This is a genomic window from Streptomyces sp. NPDC049837 (assembly GCF_040674455.1).
In the GTDB taxonomy this organism is placed as follows: Bacteria; Actinomycetota; Actinomycetes; order Streptomycetales; family Streptomycetaceae; genus Streptomyces.
This window is the reverse complement of sequence record NZ_JBFAMP010000005.1, coordinates 348,846-367,663: the sequence shown is the minus strand read 5'-3', so window position 1 is coordinate 367,663 and position 18,818 is coordinate 348,846. Positions and strand designations below refer to the sequence as shown.

Here is an 18,818-nt window from a genome sequence, read left to right as displayed (position 1 = left end):
CAGGGCGGCACGGTTGTCGGCGCGATGCGCAAGAATTGAGTCAGGGCCAGCGCACGAATCTTTCGAGGGGCACGTATGTCCGGACTGATCGACACCACGGAGATGTATCTCCGCACCATCCTCGAGCTCGAAGAGGAAGGTGTGGTGCCCATGCGCGCCCGCATCGCCGAGCGGCTGGACCAGAGCGGGCCGACCGTCAGCCAGACGGTCGCGCGGATGGAGCGGGACGGTCTGGTGACCGTCGCGGGCGACCGGCACCTGGAGCTGACCGACGAGGGCCGCCGCCTGGCCACCCGCGTGATGCGCAAGCACCGGCTGGCCGAATGCCTGCTGGTCGACGTGATCGGCCTGGAGTGGGAGCAGGTCCACGCCGAGGCGTGCCGCTGGGAGCACGTGATGAGCGAGGCGGTGGAGCGCCGCGTGCTGGAGCTGCTGCGGCACCCGACGGAGTCGCCGTACGGGAACCCGATCCCGGGCCTGGAGGAGCTGGGCGAGAAGGCGGAGGCCGAGGCGTTCCTCGACGAGGGCATGGTGTCGCTGGCCGAGCTCGACGCGGGCACGGAGGGCAAGACCGTGGTGGTGCGCCGGATCGGCGAGCCCATCCAGACGGACGCCCAGCTCATGTACACGCTGCGCCGCGCGGGCGTCCAGCCCGGCTCGGTGGTCAGCGTCACCGAGTCCCCGGGCGGCGTCCTGGTCGGCAGCAGCGGCGAAGCCGCGGAACTGGGCGCCGACGTCGCCGCCCACGTCTTCGTCGCCAAGCGCTGACGGGTCACCTCGACCGTTTGTGGGCATTCGTGCCGCAGGGCGGCACGGGTGGGCACAAACGGTCCGGTCCGGGGCGGTGCCTGTTCCCGGTGACCACGGGTGTGGGTCGGTGGGGCGGCGGCCACCCCGGTGGGTGGGGGCGGGGCCCCTCCGGGCTCACCTCCTCGAGGCCGGCGGCCTTGGGTCACGGGCTTGGGAGCCCGGGCTTCGCCTCCCCCAAGCTCTCGGCTTCGCTCGAGCAGGGGGGACCCCCATCCTCTGCGGGGGCGACCCTGCACGGCCCCACCCCGGCCGTCGGCCGTCTGCGGGCCGTTGGTCCGCAAACGAAGGCGGAGCCCGGTGCGAGCCCCGCAAGTGTGCGGAACGGCAGCGGGCGCGCCCGGCGCGTGCCAGTCTTGGCCTCGGGCAGACCTGAGCGCGCGGGGAGGGGAGCCGGCTTGACGCGGCCGTCACATGTGGAGAGCCCCGGCGCCCATCGGCGCCGGGGCCTCACCTCCCCTGTGTCGACCCGGAGCCCCGAGCTCTCAGGGTCGTCCCCCTCGGACCGTTTTCCCCGAGCGGCCCGCCTCCCGATGAAGATCTCCCCTCGGCGGCGGCCGTCAATCCTTGAGCCGGGTCACTCGAACGAGCGGTGTTGCGAGCGAGAGCCCCGTTTTCGAATGCAGGTTCGATAGTCTGGCTGCGCACGTGACAGAAGGGGGTGTCAGGACACATGGTGCGACGCATCGACCTGACCGGAGCCGACGGCTTACGCCTCGCCGCCTGGGAGTTCGCCGACCCGCCCAAGGGCCGGACGTCCGGTGACGAGGTGCCGGGCGTGCTCCTCCTCCACGGCCTGATGGGCCGGGCCTCGCACTGGGCCTCCACCGCGCGCTGGCTCGCCGAGCGGCACCGGGCCGTCGCGCTCGACCAGCGTGGGCACGGGCGCAGCGACAAGCCCGCCGAGGCCCCCTTCACGCGGGAGGCGTACGTGGCCGACGCCGCCGCCGCGGTGGAACAGCTCGGGATCGCCCCGGCGATCCTCATCGGCCACTCCATGGGCGCCCTGACCGCCTGGCAGCTCGCCGCCGAGCGCCCCGACCTCGTGCGGGCGCTCGTCATCTGCGACATGCGGGCCTCCGCCCTGGGTGCCGCGTCCCAGCGGGAGTGGGAGGAGTGGTTCCGCTCCTGGCCGCTGCCCTTCGCCACGCTCGCCGACGTACGGAAGTGGTTCGGCGAGGACGACCCCCGGGTGGAGCGCCCCAACCCGGCGCGCGGCGAGTTCTTCGCCGAGGTCATGACCGAGGGCGCCGACGGCTGGCGCCCCCTGTTCTCCCGCCGCCAGATGCTGACCTCCCGCGAGACCTGGGTCTACGACGCCCACTGGGAGTCGCTGGCCCAGGTCCGCTGCCCCACCCTCGTCGTCCGTGGCCTCGACGGCGAACTGGGCCGTGCGGAGGCCCAGGAGATGGTCCGCGTCCTGCCCCACGGGCGGTACGCCGAGGTACCGGACGCCGGCCACCTCGTCCACTACGACCGGCCGGACGGCTGGCGCGCGGCCATCACGCCCTTCCTGGAGGACGTCAGCCCTTGCTGACCGCCGTCAGGATCTCCGGGAGCCGGTCCGCCGTGCGCGGCGCGGCGAGGCGGAGGCCCGCCCAGGTCAGCAGCGTGCCCCAGCCGGCGCCCAGGGCGAGGAGGAAGAGCCGCGCCGCCATGTCGGCTCCGGTCGCGTTCAGCCACACCGTGAGGGCGATCAGCGGCGCGCACAGCAGTGCCGCCGTGACCATGCCGCCCAGGATGGAGATCCACGCCAGCCCCGCCTGACCCGGCGCCACGTTCTTGAACCCGCTGTCCTGCGGGATCGAGTACGGGAAGCGGGCGGACGCCACCGCGCCCGTGCCCAGCATCGCGCCCAGCACCCCGAACGACAGGCCCAGCGCGTCGGGCAGCACCTGCCAGTCGCCGAGCACGCCCGCTGTCAGGGCGGTCACGAGGACCACGTACGGAAGGGTGATCAGGGCCAGTGCCAGCGCCCGCGCCCGGAGTTCCTCGTAGGCGTCCCGCGCCGAGGAGATCGTCATCGCGACCATCCAGAAGGCGGAGGTGTCCTGGCCGAACTGGTTGTACATCAGGATGCCGAGCATGCCCGCCGCGAAGCACGCGAAGTACACCGATCCCGTGCCCTGCAAGGCGTTGAACAGCGGCACGATCAGGCCGATCGCCAGCGATGTCACCCACGCCGCCTTGGTCTTCGGGTCACGCGCCACATAGCGCAGACTCCGCTGCATCACCGTCCCCGCACGCCCCTCGGGCCACAGGCGGCCGGCGGGCCCGGAGGAGGCCGCCGACTCGCGGCGGGACGGGCGCGAGGCCGCCGCCAGCGTCGAACCGTCCGGGGCCGTCATCAGCTTCTCCAGGCTGCGCCGCCACGCGTACAGCAGCGCCCCGAGGGCCGCCACCGACAGCAGGAGCCCGGCCACGGCCTCCCCATACGCACCCTCGCCCGCCGAATCGACCGCGGCGAACGCCGACGCGGGCGGCACCCACCGCACCACCTCCGCAGCCGGGTCCAGCGCCGACAGGCCGCCCGCCCGGCCGAGCCGCTGCGCACCGAAGTTGACGAACTGGATGCCCACCGCGATCACCAGACCGCTCAGCACCGCCAGGTCCCGGCCCTTGCGGGACGTCAGCAGCCGGACGTTCCCCGCCGCGACCGCCCGCGCCAGCGCCACGCACACCAGCAGCACCAGCGGCACGGCCACCACCGCGACCGCCACCGCGAACGCCCCGCGCGCCAGCGCGACCGCCGACCCGACCGCCAGGCACAGCGTGAACAGCGGCCCGATACCCACCAGCGACGACACCAACAGCGCCCGCACCAGCGGTCCCGGACGCAGCGGCAGCATCACCAGCCGCGTCGGATCGAGCGTCTCGTCACCACTCGGGAAGAACAGCGGCATCACCGCCCACCCCAGCGCCACCAGCCCGGTCAGCAACACCACCACGGTGGCCGCGTGCTCACTGCCCCGCAGCAGCACCAGCCCCAGCAACTGCCCCGCCGCGAACAGCAGCGCCAGCACGGCGGACGTGACGTACGCCGCCGTACGCCCCGCCGACTGCCGCAGCCCATTGCGCAACAGGGACAGCTTGAGCCGTACGAAGACGGAGATCACCGGGCACCGCCCAGCCAGTCCAGCGACTCGCCCGTGTCCCGCCCCTGCGCGCCCACCAGCTCCAGGAACGCCGCCTGCAACGACGGCGCACCGCCCCGCACCTCCGCCAGCGTGCCCTGCGCCCGGATCCGGCCGGCCGCCATCACCGCGACCCAGTCGCACAGCGACTCCACCAGCTCCATCACGTGGCTGGAGAAGACGACAGTGGCGCCCGACGCGGTGTACCGCTCCAGGACGCCCCGGATCGTCTGGGCCGACACCGGGTCGACGCCTTCGAACGGCTCGTCGAGGAAGAGCACTTCGGGGTTGTGAAGGAGGGCGGCGGCGAGACCGGTCTTCTTGCGCATGCCCGTCGAGTAGTCGACGACCAGTTTGTGCTGGGCCCCCGCGAGGTCGAGCACGTCCAGCAATTGCGCGGCCCGCTTGTCGACCTCGGCGCCGGGCAGCCCCCGCAGCCGCCCGGTGTACGCGAGGAGCTCCCGCCCCGACAGCCGCTCGAACAGCCGCAGCCCCTCCGGCAGGACCCCGATGCGGGCCTTCACCGCCGCCGGGTCCCGCCACACGTCGTGCCCCACCACCTCGACCCGCCCCTGGTCGGGCCGCAGCAGCCCCGTCACCATCGACAGGGTCGTCGTCTTGCCCGCCCCGTTCGGGCCCACAAGCCCGATGAACCGGCCCGCCGGTAGCGTCAGATCGATCCCGGCGACGGCGATCTGCTCGCCGAACCGCTTCCACAGCCCCTCGACGCGAACGGCGGGCGGCGCCGCCCCCGGCGCTCCACCCGCCACGTCACCAACCGTCCCGTCCGGCATGGTCACTGCCTTCCGTCGTCCCCGTCGTTACGGGAACCACCCTACGGACGGGCCGGGACGCACGCAGGGGCAGAATCCGGCAGTCTGCGCCGCTCAGCCTTGCCGGGCCCGCGCCGCGGCGGCCTCCCTGGCGGTGGCGGCCTCCCGGGCGCACGCGTACGCCAGCGGGCAGATCAGCTCCTCGACGTCCGGCAGCCACCGGTTCGCCGGCGTGGGGCGGCGCGCCCACTGCACCGCGCCGTGCCCGCCCACCCGGGTCGGCGGCGCCGCGACGTAGTGGCCCTCGCCCCGCGCCACCAGGTCGATGCCGCTCGGCGACCAGCCCAGTTTGCGCACCAGGTCCGGCACCTTGGCGGCGGCGCCCGGCAGGACGAAGAACATCATCCGGCGGTCCGGGGTGCAGGTGACCGGGCCGAGCGTCAGGTCCATCCGCTCCATCCGCGCCAGCGCCAGGAAGCCCGCCGCCTCCGGCACGTCCAGCGCGTCGAACGTGCGGCCCGTCGGCAGCAGGATCGACGCCTTCGGCTGCTTCCCCCACAGGCGGCGCGCCACCACCGCGCTGCCCGTCGCCTGGGTCGCCCAGTCCGGCCGGGCGGGGTGCGCACCCGCCGCGGGACACGCGGTGTCGCCGCACGAGCACCGCTCCATGCCGTCGACCGCCTCCAGCCAGGTGCCGGGGAACACGTCCCAGTGCCGCTCTTCCGCGTACCGCACGGCGCTGTCCAGCAACTGCTCGCCTCGCTGCTTGGGGATCTGTGCGGCTTCCGTGACTCCGATGGTCTCTTCCACGGTCAGCACAACTACCGGCCCCACCCGGGGTTACGGGGCGCGGGACGGGAGGCCGAGGCGCATCGATTCGGCATCCGGGGCGCATGGATGCACGGACGGGGGCGCGCATGGGGACCGGGAGCGGTGGCCGGGTAGCCACAGTCGGGGGAGGTGACCGGTCTACCGATATCGCATGACGTATCAGGCTTCATCGGTCTTCATCGCGCCAAGGAGGGCCACACGTTCATCCGTGCTCTTCCGTAACTGTCCGTGCCCTTCTTGGTGCTTCATCGGTTTCGTCAGTATTCGCAGGTCAACTTCTGCATTCTCCGTATATCAGCCGGGCAGTGATCAGCGAGACTGATCACCGCGGCAACAGGGGGTAGTCATGGCAGCGAGGCCGCTCGTCGCCCGTCAGCCGAACGAACGGTTGCAGGCTCTCATCCAGGAAGCAGGGTGCTCCAACGCCGGGCTCGCCCGCCGCGTCAACATGGTCGGGCAGGAGCGCGGGCTCGACCTGCGGTACGACAAGACGTCGGTGGCGCGCTGGCTGCGCGGCCAGCAGCCGCGCGGACGGGCCCCCGGGATCATCGCCGAGGCGCTCGGCCGCAAGCTGGGGCGTACGGTCACGATCGACGAGATCGGCATGGCCAACGGCAAGAACCTGGCCTCCGGCGTGGGGTTGCAGTTCTCGCCGACCGTGCTCGGGGCCATCGAGCAGGTCTGCGAGCTGTGGCGCAGTGACGTGGGCCGGCGGGACTTCCTGTCCGGTTCGACGGTGGCCGCCTCCGCGCTCGTCGAGCCCAGCCGGGACTGGCTGATCACGGCCGCCGATCCGCAGGTCGCCCGCCAGGCCGGGGCCCGGGTCGGGATGGCGGACGTCGAGGCGGTACGGGCGATGACGGCCGCACTGGTCGAGCTGGACCACCGGTTCGGCAGCGGCCATGTGCGGCCCGTGGTGGTGCACTACCTGAACAGCGTCGTCTCCGGGCTGCTGTCCGGCTCGTACCGGGACACCGTCGGCCGCCAACTCTTCGCCGCCGTCGCCCGCTTGACGGAGCTGGCCGGGTACATGGCGGTGGACACGGGGCAGCCGGGGCTGGCGCAGCGGTACTACATCCAGGCGCTGCGGCTCGCGCAGGCGGCCGGGGACCGGGGGTACGGCGGGTACGTACTGGCCGCGTCCATGAGCCACTTGGCGGCGCAGCTCGGAAACCCGCGCGAGATCGCCCAGTTGGCGCGGGCCGCCCAGGAAGGGGCGCGGGGGCACGTGCCGCCGAGGGCGGAGGCGATGTTCCTGGCGGCAGAGGCGCGGGGGCACGCCCTGCTCGGTGACGCGCACGTGTGCCAGGAGGTGGCGGCCCGGGCGGTGGCCGCGATGGACCGGGCGGACCCGGAGGCGGGTGACGACCCGGCGTGGATCGCCCACTTCGACCGGGCGTACCTCGCCGACGAACTGGCCCACTGCTACCGGGACCTGGGCCGGCCCGAGGAGGCGGCGCGCGCGGCCACCGAGTCGCTGGAGGGCCACCCCGAGGCGCGGGCGCGGCGGCGGGCGATCGGCCTGGTGCTGCTGGCCACGGCGCAGGTCCAGCAGCGCGAGGTGGAGGCCGCCTGCCACACGGGCACGCGCGCGGCCGAACTGCTGGGCACGCTGCGTTCGTCGAGGGGCGCGGAATACCTGGACGACCTTCAACAGCGCCTGGAGCCGTACGCGAACGAGCCCGCCGTCCGTGAATTCGGCGCCCGGCTGGAGCTCCAGGCCGCCTGAGGCGGCTTCCGGGGCGGCGAGGTATCGCGACTTCGGTATCAGCGTCTTCGGGAAGGTTCTTGTTACTGCCGCCACACACGTGTGCGCAGGCTCTGCGTCACCCGGTAGCGTGAGCCGACGCTTCCGTAGGTTTACAGGTTTACACGTAGGAGTCCCGGTGACGCAGAGCGGACAGGGTCAGGAGCCGCACCTTCCCGCGACGCGGCCCGCGCACGAAGGTGTCGTGCTGCCCGCCGAGGGCAGTGAGACCTGGGGCGCGAGGGACGCCGGACCGGCCGGGGGTCAGCCGTGGGGCGGCCCCTGGGGACCGCCGGGCGGCCACCAGCAGCCCCTCCCGCCGCAGCAGCCGCAGCAGCCGGGGGCGTACCAGCAGCACCAGCACCAGCACCAGCATCAGCAGCCCCAGCCGCCGCAGCAGGACGCGTACGGGACCGTCGCCCAGCCGCTGCCGCCCGAGGTCACCCCGGGCGCCGGCGACGCGGACGCCACGCAGTACCTGCCGCCGGTCGCCACGCCGGGCGCCGGACCGATGCCCATGCCGATGCCGCTGCCCCCCGAGAGCCCGGCCGAGTCGACGCAGTTCCTCGGCACCCGCCCGGCGGGCCACGACGCGGACGCCACGCAGTACATCCCGCCCGTCCCGCCCCAGCCGTCCGGCGCGCCCTACGGGATACGCCCCGGGGCGCCCGGTGACCGGCAGCCCCCGGCCGAGTTCGACAGCCTCTTCCGCGACGACGCGGCCGCGACGCAGCACATGCCCCCGTACGGGGCGGCGGCCCAGGCCCCGCGCCGGCAGCACCAGCCCCAGCAGCACCAGCCCCAGCAGCCCTACCAGGACCCGTACCGGGAGCCCGCCGCGCCCCGCCGGTCGTCGAAGCTGCCGCTGATCGCCGCCGTCGTCGTCGGCTGCGCCGTCCTCGGGCTGGGCGCCGGTGCCCTGCTCAGCGGGGGCGACGACGACAAGAAGGGCGCGTCCGACAAGACCGACGTCGCCGCCGCCAGCTCGCCCACCCCGGGCGCGGCCGGATCCCAGGCCGCGCCCGACCCGGCCAGGACGCAGGCGGAGGCCCTCGACAAGCTCCTCGCGGACAGCAACAACAGCCGCGACACGGTGATCCGTTCGGTCGAGAGCATCAAGAAGTGCCAGAACCTCGACCAGGCAGCCACGGATCTGCACGGCGCCGCCGGGCAGCGCCGCCAACTGGTGACCCGGCTCCAGGGCCTGGCCGTCGACAAGTTGCCCAACCACGCCGCGCTGACCACCGCGCTGACGGAGGCCTGGCAGGCGTCCGCCTCCGCCGACGACCACTACGCGGCCTGGGCCGCCGAGGTGAAGGGCAAGAAGGGCTGCAAGGGCGGCAAGGCGCGCAGCACGGGGCATTTCGCCCAGGGCAACAAGGACAGCGGTGACGCGACGACCGCGAAGAGGAAGGCGGCCCCGCTCTGGAACGGCATCGCGGGCACGTACAACCTCACCCCGCGCCAGCCGAACCAGCTCTGAAGCCGCTGAGAGGTTAGAGGGCGGCGGCCTTCCGGAGCGTCGGGCCGACGTCGACGAACCCGTCCGTCTGCGCCACCAGTCGTCCCTTGCGTACGACCTGGAAGGTGACCTGGTGGTTCACGATCCGCGGCAGGTCCGGCGTACCGAGCATGTCCTCGTAGCGCCAGCGCAGCGGCGGCGTCAGGCCGCCGGTGTCGACCCGCACGCCGCGGTCGAGCGCCTGGCCGATCCGGCCGGAGGTGACTTCCTCGTCGCCGAGGGATTCGACGACCGCCGTCAGGACGTTGTACGCGATCCAGGTCGTCTGGACGCCCGCGTCGGCCGGGTCGATCCGGTTGTCGGCGAAGGCGTGCTCGCGGATCACCCGCTTCATCGCGTCCCAGCGCTCGTCGCCCGCCTCCGGGTACCAGCCGGTGATGTAGGCGCCCTCGAAGGGGCCGTTGGCGCCGCCGGTGCGGTCCACGAGCGGCTGGTCGACGCTGCCGAGGACCGAGGAGACCTTGACGTCCCGGCCGTCGGGAGGGAGGCGGCGGAAGGAGTCGAAGAAGTTCGCGGTGTGCTCGCCGAGGGCGGCGGTGACGCAGCCGCCCTCGTCGCCGACCCGCTTGCGGGACTGCCGGGCCTCCTCGGTGTACTCGCCGGCGTCGTCGGCGGCCGGGATGTCGGCGGCGGTGCGGTGGTGGCCCTGGGCGAGGCCCGAGTTGAGGATGAGCGGCAGGTCGGCGCCGGTGATGGAGTCGGGCCGGACGAGGGAGACGCGGTCGCACGCGTCCGCGAGCTGGATGCCGTTGCCGGCCATCAGCGCGGCCTGGCCGCCGTTGACCGGGTAGGAGACGGGGCTGCGGAACTCGTCGTCGGTGAGGCCGTAGCCGCCGATGTACGGGATTCCGGCGGCCTCCAGCGGCGGCATGAAGGCGCGGCCGTTGCGGCTGTACGAGCCGACGACGGCGACCACGCCCTCCTGGACCGCGCGCCGGGCGCAGGCGGCGGCGGCCGCCGGCTCGTTGCCCGCGTTGCAGGTGAGCACGCGCAGCTCGCGGCCGTTGATGCCGCCTCTGGCGTTGATCCACCGGGCGTACGCCTGCCCCATGGCCGGCATCCCGGGCATATTGGTCGCGCGGGTGTTCTCGGGCGCCCACGTCATGACGGTGAGGGGCTCCCTGGAGCCCCCCGTGGCCCCAGGGAGCACCCCGCACCCGGCCAGGAGGCACGCCGAGCCGATTGCCGCCGCGGTCCTGATGAGGGAGAGGGTGGAGGAAGAGCGTCGCCTGCCGTTACCGGTCATGGTCATGCACAATTCCGCCTCATGGGTAACGCGGGAGTGAGGCAGGTTCAACGCTCGGTGACGTCGAGGTGAATTGCGGGGGCCGGTCCTCGGCCCGTGCGGGGGAACGTACGATCGAAACGTGTCAGCTTCCGTGAACTCTTCCCGTCGCGGCCGTCGCTCCTCCACCATGGGCGGTATGCCGCTCAACGACATGCCGTGGTGGCGCTGGCGCGCCAACGTGCGCTCGGCGCTGCACATGCTCTCCGACCCCGTCTTCCACCAGGAGTGCTGGCTGGCCGGCCTCGACGGGTACGGGGACGTCACCGACGCCGTGTACCGGCTGGTCGAGGACACCTGGCTGGACAACTGGTCCGCCGAGAAGTACGTCGGCACCATATTCCGCGACTCGGGCGAGGCCGCGCTGGTCGACGTCGCGGTGCTGCGGGTGCTGCGGATCATGCACCAGGTCGGGCCGGACGCCCCCGTCTCCGCCTACATGGGGCACCACGGCTGGCCGGAGGCGGTACGGGCGGCCCGTGACGCCCACGTACGGCTGGCCGTCAACGACGGCGAGGACCCGGACGCGCCGCCGCGGTCGCTGGACGTGCTGCGGATCATGACGAGGTCCGCGTGACGGACCGCCGTCCGGGGGTGTCGCCCGGATGTGGCATCCTGCCAGGATGACCGACCAGTACGTCCTCACGCTCTCCTGCCCGGACAAGCAGGGCATCGTGCACGCCGTTTCGAGTTACCTCTTCATCACCGGCTGCAACATCGAGGACAGTCAGCAGTTCGGAGACCGGGACACCGGGCTGTTCTTCATGCGGGTCCACTTCTCGGCCGAGGCGCCGGTGACGGTGGAGAAGCTGCGCGCGAGCTTCGCGGCGGTCGGGGACTCCTTCGCGATGGACTGGCAGATCCACCGCGCCGACGAGCGCATGCGGGTCGTGCTGATGGTGTCGAAGTTCGGTCACTGCCTGAACGACCTGCTGTTCCGTACGCGGATCGGCGCGCTGCCGGTCGAGATCGTGGCCGTGGTCTCCAACCACACCGACTTCGCCGAGCTGGTCGCGTCGTACGACATTCCGTTCCACCACATTCCGGTCACCAAGGACACCAAGCCGCAGGCGGAGGCCGAGCTGCTGGAGCTGGTGCGCGCGGAGAACGTCGAGCTGGTGGTGCTGGCCCGGTACATGCAGGTCCTGTCGGACGACCTGTGCAAGCAGCTCAGCGGCCGGATCATCAACATCCACCACTCGTTCCTCCCGAGCTTCAAGGGCGCCAAGCCCTACCACCAGGCGCACGCGCGCGGCGTGAAGCTGATCGGCGCGACGGCCCACTACGTGACGGCCGACCTCGACGAGGGCCCGATCATCGAGCAGGAGGTCGAGCGGGTGGGCCACGACGTCACGCCGGAGCAGCTCGTCGCGATCGGCCGGGACGTGGAGTGCCAGGCGCTGGCGCGGGCGGTGAAGTGGCACGCGGAGCGCCGCATCCTCCTGAACGGCCGCCGCACCGTCGTCTTCGCGTAGGGGCTCCCACCCCTACGAACCCGTGGGCCGGGCCCCACGGCTGGGCACCGCCCCAGTCCCGTTGTGCCCACCCTCCCCCAAGCTCTCGGCTTCGCTCGAGCAGGGGGACCCCCCATCGCCCTGCAGGACGACTGCCCACAACGGGTACGTGAGGCCGTGCGGGCGCAGCCTGCGCTGGTCGCAGCGCAGCCCGAAGCCCCCTCCCCCCGCGGCGCGAAGCTGCCGCGCCTGGGGGTGCGGGGGCGTAGCCCCCGCGTAAACCAACGGTCCCCCCGCCAGGGGGCTGGGGCGCAGCCCCAGCGTAATCACCCCCCGCCAGGGGCCCGGGGGCGGCAGCCCCCGGGGTGACTACAGGCGGCTCAGGGAGGCCGCGGCGAGGAGGACGTCGCGGATGGCTTCGCGGTCGCCGTCCTGGCCGGCGGCGGCTTCGTCGGGGGTGATGTGGCCCGCGACCAACTGGCAGAACTCGACGGCGTCCAGAGCCACCTGGGCGACCTTGCGGTCGGGGGAGCCGATCGCGGCGGGGGAGTCGAGGGCGATGTACCAGTCGCCGCCGCCGGAGCCCTCGACCTCCAGGTGGAGCGAGCGGCCGGGGGCGCCGGCCGTCACGAGGTGGCGGGCCGGGGCGGCGAGCCCCGCGCGGCGGCGGTCGGCGAGGGCGGCCGGCAGTAACCGGGCCGCCAGGTCGATCATGCCGTGCAGGTGGGCGGCGCTGGGCGGCTCGTACGGGTAGTCGACGGCGGTCGCGATGTCGTCCGCGTGCACCCAGCACTCGAAGGCCCGGTCGAGCAGCGCGTCGCGCAGCGGCAGGGAGAAGTCGCCGTACGACACGGACAGTTCCGCCACGCCGCGCCCCGCGAAGGAGACCGTGCGGATCAGCGTGTGCGCCTGGTCGCGCCACGGTTCGCGGACCGCTCTGGTGGGCGGGTGGTGGGCACCCTGCCAGTACGCCTCGGTCCGCTCGGCCGGGGTCTTCGCCGACAGCGAGTCGTCCAGGCCGATCGCCGTCGCGACGAGGCTGTCGACCGCCTGGAGGTGGCCGATCACCCCCGCGACGGTGGTGCGGCGGCTGACGGACCGGTCGCGCTCGAACCACCTGAGCCGCACCGGCGCGTGCCACTCGGAGTCGCCGATGTCCCGCAGCAGCGCGTCGAGCCGGGCGGTCTCCGCGTCGTACGGCCCGGCCCAGTCGGGCACGGGGATACGCGCCGGGCGGCGGCCCAGGCAGTTCTCCAGCACCCGGGAGCGCAGCAGCGGGTCCAGGTCCAGGTCGCGCTCGTGGTGCAGCAGGCCGACCGCGTCACGCAGCCGCAGGGCCTCCTCCGCACAGGGCGCGCACTCGGTCAGGTGCTCCTCGACGGCGACCGTCTCCTCGGGCGAGCAGGCGGACAGCGCCCACGCGCCGAGCAGCGACTGGAGGACCTTGTGCGGCAGGGGCGCCGCCGCCACCTCGGGCGCGGGCAGCGCCTCGCAGTTGTCGGCGGCCCGCCTCGGGGACGGTATGCGCGGCACGCCGCCCACCTCCTCGTGGCCGTCGCCGTGGCCACCGCCGTCCAGCGGGCCGGTCATAGCGCCCGTCCGTCCAGCGGCCGGGTGTTCGCGGTGGACAGCAACTGGAGCCCGAGCCGCAGCCGGCGCCGCGCCTCGTCCTCCGTCACGCCGAGGTCCGCGGCGGTCTGGCGGTAGTCACGGCGCTGGAAATAGGCCAGCTCCAGTGCGGCGCGCAGCGGCGCCGGCATGGACTGGACGATGAAGTCGGCGCGGGCCGACACGGCCGCGCGGCGCACCTTCTGCTCCAGCTCCTCGGTGGAGCCGCCGCCCCGCTCCGCGTACGCCTTGGCCTCCGCCTGGCGCAGCCGGTGCACGGCCTGGCGGCGGGTCAGCTTCGCTATCCAGGAGCGCATGGAGCCCTCGCGCCTGGGGTCGTACGCGTCCGGGTTCTCCCACACGTACCCGAACACCTCGCGGGTGACCTGGTCGGCGGCCGACTCGTCGTCGAGGACGCGGTGCGCCGTGTTGTGCACGAGGGAGGCGAAGCGGTCGTACAGCTCACCGAGCGCGGCCGCCTCGCCGCGCGCCAGCCGCTGCTGCATCTTGCGGTCCCAGCGCGGTGGTGTGTCCTTCGCCATAGGGAGCCCTCCCGACCCGACTCCTCTCGAATGTAATGGGCCGTACCGACAACGCGCCCCTCTTTGTGGCAAGTGCGTCCCGCGCGGGTCCGGGATGGTAAGGAAACCGTCACTGTGCGTGGATCGTGTTTCATGGGAGAACGACGGGGCAGCAGGGGCGCAAAGGAAGCACTGCTTCCGGTTCATGTTCCCGTTCATTTTTCCCGGTCGGATCGGCGAAGGGTAGGCGCGTGACGCTCACGGTGGACGAAGCCGAGCACGGCGCCTGGACCGTGCTCAGCGTCCAGGGCGAACTGGACCTGGTCTCCTCACCCGTTGTCCGCAGATGCGTGCACGACGCGGTCGCCGAGGGCAGACGTGACGTCGTCCTCGACCTGTCCCAGGTGCTGTTCTGCGACTCCAGTGGCGTCGGCGTGCTGATCGCCTCGCGCCGGCTGCTGCACTCCTGCCGGGGCCGGCTGCGGCTGATACTGCCCGCCCAGGGCGCTGTCGACGGCTCGCACGTCAACCGGGTCCTGGCGGCCCTCGGCGTACGGCGCCTGTTCTCGGTGTACGCGGACGTGGCCTCGGCCACCGGTGAGCAGGACGAACAGTTGTCCGCGTGACGGCGACCCCGTCGCGTCGTACCCTCCCGGCATGGACGCAGAGGAGTTGTACGAGCGCCGGATCGCCTCGCGGTTCGCCGCGTTCGACCAGGACGGCAACGGCTATATCTCCCGCGAGGACTTCACGACGGCGGCGGGCAAGCTGCTGGAGGAGTTCGGCACCTCGTTCCGCTCGGACAAGGGCCAGGCGCTGGCCGGTGGCGCGGAGGCCTTCTGGCAGGGCCTGGCCGGTATCGCCGACGTGGACGGCGACCAGCGGGTGACCCGGGGCGAGTTCGTGAGCGGCGCCGTGAAGCGGCTGCGGGACAACCCGGACCGGTTCGCCGAGATCGCCCGCCCCTTCGTCAGCGCCCTGCTCGCCGTGGCCGACCAGGACGGCGACGGCAAGGCCGGCACGGCGGAGCTGGAGCGCGCCCTGCGGGTGCTGGGCGTCGAGCCGCACACGGCGGCGCTCGCTGCCGAGTCGATGGACCTGGACCGCAGCGGGCTGGTCGACGAGGAGGAGGCCGTCACGGCCTTCGCCCGGTACTTCATGACCCAGGAACCCCGTTAGGTGACGAGTAGCGTTCGCGCAGTTTGTACTTGAGTACCTTGCGCAGCGTGTCGTTGCGCGGCAGGGCGTCCACGACCTCGAGCCGCTCCGGCAGTTTGTGCACCGCCAGGCCCTCGCCGCGCAGGAACCCGGTGAGGGCGTCCAGGGTGAGCGTGCCGGTGGCCTCGACGACCGCGCACACCAGCTCGCCGCGCTCCGGGTCCGGCAGGCCGATGACCGCCGCGTCCCGTACCGAGGGGTGGCGGTGCAGCAGGTCCTCGATTTCCTTGGCTGAAATGTTCTCGCCCTTACGGATGATGATGTCCTTGACACGTCCGGTGAGCACCAAGTGGCCGGATTCCGTGAGGTGCCCGAGGTCCCCGGTGCGCAGGAAGCCGTCGGAGTCGAACGCCTCGGCGGTCTGTGCCGGGTCCAGGTAGCCCCGGCACACCGCCTCGCCGCGCAGCCGGACCTCGCCGTCGACGACGCGTATCTCCATGCCTTCCGGGGGCCTGCCCTCGGTGTGGGCGAGGTTGTCGTCGGTGTCGTCCGGTGACCCCATCGTGATCATCGGGACCTCGGTCATGCCGTAGCCGTGGGTGAGGCGGCAGCCCATCTCCCGTACGACGTCGTGGTACAGCTCCGGCGGCTTGGGCGCGCCGCCGCCCGCGAGGAGCCGGAGGGTGGGGATGAGCTTTTCGCCGGGCTGTTTGCGCTGCTCGGCGAGGAACATGGCGTAGAAGGCGGTGGAGCCGCCGGCCGTGGTCACGCCGTGCGCCCGGTAGGTCTCCAGCGCCTCGGGCAGGGCGAACGTCTCGAAGAGGGCGGCCGGGAACCCGTACAGCAGGAGCATGACGAGGTAGTCGAGGCCGCCGATGTGGGCGAAGGGGAAGGCGATCGACCCGACGTCGTCGGGCGTAAGGCGCAGCGCGTGGGCGAGGCAGGAGCCGCCCGCGATCAGTGAACGGTCGGTGTGCAGGACGCCCTTGGGGTCGGACGTCGTGCCGGACGTCCAGTAGATCCACCGCACGTCCGTCCCCGTGGTGGGGGGCGGTGCGGGCAGGGTGTCGGGGTCGGCGTCGGGGAGGGTGTCGTACGCCTCGAAGACGCCGCGCGCGCCGAGGCGGTGCGCCATGGCGGTGTGGTCGAAGCCGCGCCACCGGCCCGGTACGGCGAAGAATTCGGCCTTGGACTCGCGTAGTGCGAAGCCCGCCTCGCGGTCCCGGTAGAAGGGGATGACGGGGGACTGGACGGCGCCGAGGCGGGCCAGGGCGACGCTGAGCACGACCGTCTCGATCCGGGTGGGCAACTGCCAGGCGACGACCGTGCCGGGCCGTACGCCCATGTCCCACAGCCCGGCCGCCGTCCGCTCGGCGCGGTCGCGCAAGGCGCCGAAGGTCAGGCGCCGGTCGCCCTGGAGGAGGGCGGGGCGGTCCGGGGTGAGGCGGGCGCGGCGGTCGACGAGCTCCCACAGGGTGGGCGAGGCGCCCAGGGCGTGTGCGGTGTCGGTGTCCGGCACGGTGCGCTCCTCCATTGCTGACGGTTAGTCAGGTCAGTGCGGTGAGCGTAGGGCGGTGTGCCTTGTCGGTCCAGGGGTGCGGGGCTAGCCTGCGACCGACAGAGCTGACGGAGCGTCAGAAAACGGAGGCGTCATGACGGAACTGCCTCGGATCATCAGCGTCGACGACCATGTGATCGAACCGGCGCACCTCTTCGAGACCTGGCTCCCGGCCAAGTACCGCGACCGCGGACCCCAGCCGCTGACCACGGGGATCGGCGAGCTGGCGTACGTGGGCGGGAAGTACCAGATCACGATGGACCCCGACGGGCCGCCGGCCGACTGGTGGATCTACGAGGACCTGAAGTTCCCGTACAAGCGCAACATCGCCGCGGTCGGCTTCGACCGCGACGACATGACCCTCGAAGGCATCACCCGGGCCGAGATGCGGCGCGGCTGCTGGGACCCGAAGGCGCGCCTTGAGGACATGGACCTCAACCACGTCGAGGCCTCGCTCTGCTTCCCCACCTTCCCCCGCTTCTGCGGACAGACGTTCGCCGAGGCCAAGGACAAGGAGGTGGCCCTGGCCTGCGTCCGCGCCTACAACGACTGGATGGTGGACGAGTGGTGCGGTGACAGCGGCGGACGGCTGATCCCGCTGTGCCTGATCCCGCTGTGGGACATCGGCCTCGCGGTCGCCGAGATCCGCCGCAACGCCGCCCGGGGCGTACGGGCGGTCACCTTCAGCGAGATCCCCACGTACCTCGGCCTGCCGTCGATCCACTCCGGCTACTGGGACCCCTTCTTCGCCGCGTGCGAGGAGACCGGGACGGTCGTCAACATGCACATCGGGTCCTCCTCGCAGATGCCGGCGGCCTCCCCCGACGCCCCGCCCGCCGTCCAGGCGTCGCTGTCCTTCAACAACGCCATGGCGTCGATGATGGACTTCCTGTTCTCCGGCGTCCTGGTGAGGTTCCCGGCGCTGAAGCTCGCCTACAGCGAGGGACAGATGGGCTGGATCCCCTACGCGCTGGAGAGGGCCGACGACGTGTGGGAGGAACACCGCGCCTGGGGCGGCGTGCGCGACCTGATCCCCGAGCCGCCCTCCACGTACTACTACCGGCAGATCTTCTGCTGCTTCTTCCGTGACAAGCACGGCATCGCGTCCCTCGACGTGGTCGGCCGTGACAACGCCACCTTCGAGACCGACTACCCGCACGTCGACTCCACCTTCCCGCACACCAAGGAGGTCGCCCTCGACCACGTCAAGGGCCTGGACGATGAGACGACGTACAAGCTGATGCGCGGGAACGCCATCCGGATGCTCGGCCTGGGCCTGGTCTGATGGACCTGGCCCACACGGAGGAGGAAGAGCACTTCCGGGCGCGGCTGCGGGAGTGGCTCATGGCCGTGCTGCCAGGCCTGCCGCCCAGACCCGACCCCGCCGACTGGCCGGCACGCCGCGCCTACGACACGGCCTGGCAGCGCATGCTGTACGACGCCGGGTACGGCGACCTGCACTGGGCGGCGGCTCCCACACTGCGGCTGGTCTTCCTGGAGGAGACCGAACTGGCCGGCGCGCCCTACGTGGGCGCCAACTTCGTCGGTCTGCTGCACGCGGGCCCCACCATCGCCGCCGAGGGCACGGCCGGGCAGCGCGAGCGGTGGCTGCCGCCCATCCTGAAGGGCGACGACGTGTGGTGCCAGGGCTTCAGCGAGCCCGGTGCGGGCTCGGACCTCGCGTCCCTCCGCACGCGCGCGTGGCGGGACGGCGACCACTACGTGGTCAGCGGGCAGAAGATCTGGACCTCCCACGCCGAGGTCGCCGACTGGTGCGAACTGCTCGTCCGCACCGACCCCGAGGCCCCCAGGCACCGGGGCATCACCTGGCTGGCCATGCCCATGGACGCCCCCGGCGTCACCGTCCGCCCGCTGCGCACGCTCGCCGGGACGGCCGAGTTCGCCGAACTGTTCCTGGACGAGGTCCCCGTGCCCGTCGCCAACCGGGTGGGCGAGGAGAACGACGGCTGGCGGGTCACCATGGTCACCCTGTCGTACGAGCGCGGCACGGCGTTCGCCGGCGAAGTGGTCGCCTGCCGCCGGGTCCTCGGCGAACTGGCCCGCGAGGCCCGCCGCAACGGCCGCTGGGACGACCCCGTGCTGCGGCGCCGCCTGGGACGGCTGGGCGCCGAGTTCCGCGCCCTGTGGCGACTCGTCCAGTGGAACGTGAGCGAGGCCGAGGCGACCGGCACGGTGCCCGGGACGGGCGGTTCGGTGTTCAAGCTGCGGTACTCGCACGCGCGCCAGGAGCTGTACGACGCGGCCGCCGAGGTGCTGGGCGCGGACGCGCTGGACCTGGACCGGGAGTGGGCCGGTGACCGGCTGTCGTCGCTCTCGTACACCATCGCCGCCGGGACCTCGCAGATCCAGCGCTCCATCCTCGCCGAGCGCGTCCTCGGCCTGCCGAAGGGACGATGACC

At 72.6% G+C, this 18,818-nt stretch carries 17 protein-coding genes; 10 read left to right on the top strand and 7 right to left on the bottom strand.

Features of this window, described 5'->3' with window-relative positions; all coding sequences use genetic code 11:
• The first annotated feature begins 75 nt into the window (after positions 1–75).
• Both AB0J57_RS16550 and AB0J57_RS16545 read left to right on the top strand, forming a co-directional pair.
• Complete coding sequence (locus tag AB0J57_RS16550) at positions 76–768, top strand: metal-dependent transcriptional regulator (protein ID WP_366128851.1); 693 nt, start codon at positions 76–78, stop codon at positions 766–768.
• Between the two features lie 712 nt (positions 769–1,480).
• Complete coding sequence (locus AB0J57_RS16545; protein WP_366128850.1) at positions 1,481–2,344, top strand: alpha/beta hydrolase; 864 nt, start codon at positions 1,481–1,483, stop codon at positions 2,342–2,344.
• Here AB0J57_RS16545 and AB0J57_RS16540 read toward each other — a convergent pair.
• The 3 genes from AB0J57_RS16540 to AB0J57_RS16530 all read right to left on the bottom strand — a co-directional run bounded on the left by AB0J57_RS16540 (position 2,331) and on the right by AB0J57_RS16530 (position 5,533).
• Entirely contained in the window at positions 2,331–3,923 is a 1,593-nt protein-coding gene (locus AB0J57_RS16540) for a transporter (RefSeq protein ID WP_366128849.1), read from the bottom strand. The two genes, AB0J57_RS16545 and AB0J57_RS16540, sit on opposite strands and share 14 nt — an antisense overlap.
• Positions 3,920–4,735 carry an ABC transporter ATP-binding protein gene (locus AB0J57_RS16535; protein ID WP_366128848.1) on the bottom strand — a complete coding sequence of 272 codons (816 nt, stop codon included), beginning with the start codon at positions 4,733–4,735 and terminating at the stop codon, positions 3,920–3,922. The genes AB0J57_RS16540 and AB0J57_RS16535 overlap by 4 nt, the downstream gene beginning before the upstream one ends.
• 93 nt (positions 4,736–4,828) lie before the next feature.
• Positions 4,829–5,533, bottom strand: coding sequence for a bifunctional DNA primase/polymerase (locus tag AB0J57_RS16530; protein ID WP_366128847.1), 705 nt, complete (start codon positions 5,531–5,533; stop codon positions 4,829–4,831).
• Positions 5,534–5,891: 358 nt separating this feature from the next.
• Between AB0J57_RS16530 and AB0J57_RS16525 the strand changes: the two genes are divergently transcribed.
• Together AB0J57_RS16525 and AB0J57_RS16520 are read left to right on the top strand one after the other, a co-directional pair.
• Complete coding sequence (locus AB0J57_RS16525; RefSeq protein WP_366128846.1) at positions 5,892–7,274, top strand: transcriptional regulator; 1,383 nt, start codon at positions 5,892–5,894, stop codon at positions 7,272–7,274.
• A gap of 157 nt (positions 7,275–7,431) precedes the next feature.
• A complete protein-coding gene (locus tag AB0J57_RS16520; RefSeq protein WP_366128845.1) occupies positions 7,432–8,775 on the top strand; it encodes a hypothetical protein in 1,344 nt (447 codons plus the stop codon).
• Between the two features lie 13 nt (positions 8,776–8,788).
• Here the strand turns inward: AB0J57_RS16520 and AB0J57_RS16515 are convergent, their stop codons facing one another.
• Positions 8,789–10,072, bottom strand: coding sequence for an ABC transporter substrate-binding protein (locus AB0J57_RS16515; protein WP_366128843.1), 1,284 nt, complete (start codon positions 10,070–10,072; stop codon positions 8,789–8,791).
• A 157-nt stretch (positions 10,073–10,229) separates the two neighbouring features.
• Here AB0J57_RS16515 and AB0J57_RS16510 point away from each other — a divergent pair, with 157 nt between their 5' ends.
• Together AB0J57_RS16510 and purU are read left to right on the top strand one after the other, a co-directional pair.
• Positions 10,230–10,676, top strand: coding sequence for a hypothetical protein (locus AB0J57_RS16510; RefSeq protein ID WP_366129101.1), 447 nt, complete (start codon positions 10,230–10,232; stop codon positions 10,674–10,676).
• 46 nt (positions 10,677–10,722) lie between these two features.
• Entirely contained in the window at positions 10,723–11,574 is an 852-nt protein-coding gene (purU, locus tag AB0J57_RS16505; RefSeq protein ID WP_366128842.1) for a formyltetrahydrofolate deformylase, read from the top strand.
• Positions 11,575–11,922: 348 nt separating this feature from the next.
• Here purU and AB0J57_RS16500 read toward each other — a convergent pair whose 3' ends face one another.
• Positions 11,923–13,143: a zf-HC2 domain-containing protein gene (locus AB0J57_RS16500; protein ID WP_366128841.1), complete on the bottom strand. Its 1,221-nt coding sequence runs from the start codon at positions 13,141–13,143 to the stop codon at positions 11,923–11,925.
• Positions 13,140–13,703 (bottom strand): sigma-70 family RNA polymerase sigma factor, encoded by a 564-nt coding sequence (locus tag AB0J57_RS16495; RefSeq protein ID WP_366128840.1) that lies wholly within the window; start codon positions 13,701–13,703, stop codon positions 13,140–13,142. Before AB0J57_RS16495 ends, AB0J57_RS16500 begins: the two co-directional genes overlap by 4 nt.
• Before the next feature lie 230 nt (positions 13,704–13,933).
• Here AB0J57_RS16495 and AB0J57_RS16490 point away from each other — a divergent pair, with 230 nt between their 5' ends.
• Together AB0J57_RS16490 and AB0J57_RS16485 are read left to right on the top strand one after the other, a co-directional pair.
• Positions 13,934–14,308, top strand: a complete 375-nt coding sequence (locus AB0J57_RS16490) for an STAS domain-containing protein (protein WP_366128839.1) — start codon at positions 13,934–13,936, stop codon at positions 14,306–14,308.
• A 31-nt stretch (positions 14,309–14,339) separates the two neighbouring features.
• Positions 14,340–14,861, top strand: coding sequence for an EF-hand domain-containing protein (locus AB0J57_RS16485; RefSeq protein WP_366128838.1), 522 nt, complete (start codon positions 14,340–14,342; stop codon positions 14,859–14,861).
• On the opposite strand, the gene AB0J57_RS16480 is transcribed toward AB0J57_RS16485, so the two are convergent.
• Positions 14,839–16,359 (bottom strand): AMP-binding protein, encoded by a 1,521-nt coding sequence (locus tag AB0J57_RS16480; protein ID WP_366128837.1) that lies wholly within the window; start codon positions 16,357–16,359, stop codon positions 14,839–14,841. The genes AB0J57_RS16485 and AB0J57_RS16480 overlap by 23 nt on opposite strands.
• A gap of 133 nt (positions 16,360–16,492) precedes the next feature.
• On the opposite strand from AB0J57_RS16480, the gene AB0J57_RS16475 reads away from it, so the two are divergent.
• Both AB0J57_RS16475 and AB0J57_RS16470 read left to right on the top strand, forming a co-directional pair.
• The gene (locus AB0J57_RS16475; RefSeq protein WP_366128836.1) at positions 16,493–17,683 is read left to right on the top strand and encodes an amidohydrolase family protein; all 1,191 of its coding nucleotides are present in this window, start codon (positions 16,493–16,495) and stop codon (positions 17,681–17,683) included.
• The gene (locus AB0J57_RS16470) at positions 17,683–18,816 is read left to right on the top strand and encodes an acyl-CoA dehydrogenase family protein (protein ID WP_366128835.1); all 1,134 of its coding nucleotides are present in this window, start codon (positions 17,683–17,685) and stop codon (positions 18,814–18,816) included. Before AB0J57_RS16475 ends, AB0J57_RS16470 begins: the two co-directional genes overlap by 1 nt.
• Positions 18,817–18,818 lie beyond the last annotated feature (2 nt).

Coding starts and splice junctions, on each gene's coding strand:
- AB0J57_RS16550 (WP_366128851.1), top strand. CDS start 76: ATGTCCGGACTGATCGACACCACGGAGATGTATCTCCGCACCATCCTC.
- AB0J57_RS16545 (WP_366128850.1), top strand. CDS start 1,481: ATGGTGCGACGCATCGACCTGACCGGAGCCGACGGCTTACGCCTCGCC.
- AB0J57_RS16535 (WP_366128848.1), bottom strand. CDS start 4,735: ATGCCGGACGGGACGGTTGGTGACGTGGCGGGTGGAGCGCCGGGGGCG.
- AB0J57_RS16525 (WP_366128846.1), top strand. CDS start 5,892: ATGGCAGCGAGGCCGCTCGTCGCCCGTCAGCCGAACGAACGGTTGCAG.
- AB0J57_RS16510 (WP_366129101.1), top strand. CDS start 10,230: ATGGGCGGTATGCCGCTCAACGACATGCCGTGGTGGCGCTGGCGCGCC.
- purU (WP_366128842.1), top strand. CDS start 10,723: ATGACCGACCAGTACGTCCTCACGCTCTCCTGCCCGGACAAGCAGGGC.
- AB0J57_RS16500 (WP_366128841.1), bottom strand. CDS start 13,143: ATGACCGGCCCGCTGGACGGCGGTGGCCACGGCGACGGCCACGAGGAG.
- AB0J57_RS16495 (WP_366128840.1), bottom strand. CDS start 13,703: ATGGCGAAGGACACACCACCGCGCTGGGACCGCAAGATGCAGCAGCGG.
- AB0J57_RS16485 (WP_366128838.1), top strand. CDS start 14,340: ATGGACGCAGAGGAGTTGTACGAGCGCCGGATCGCCTCGCGGTTCGCC.
- AB0J57_RS16475 (WP_366128836.1), top strand. CDS start 16,493: ATGACGGAACTGCCTCGGATCATCAGCGTCGACGACCATGTGATCGAA.
- AB0J57_RS16470 (WP_366128835.1), top strand. CDS start 17,683: ATGGACCTGGCCCACACGGAGGAGGAAGAGCACTTCCGGGCGCGGCTG.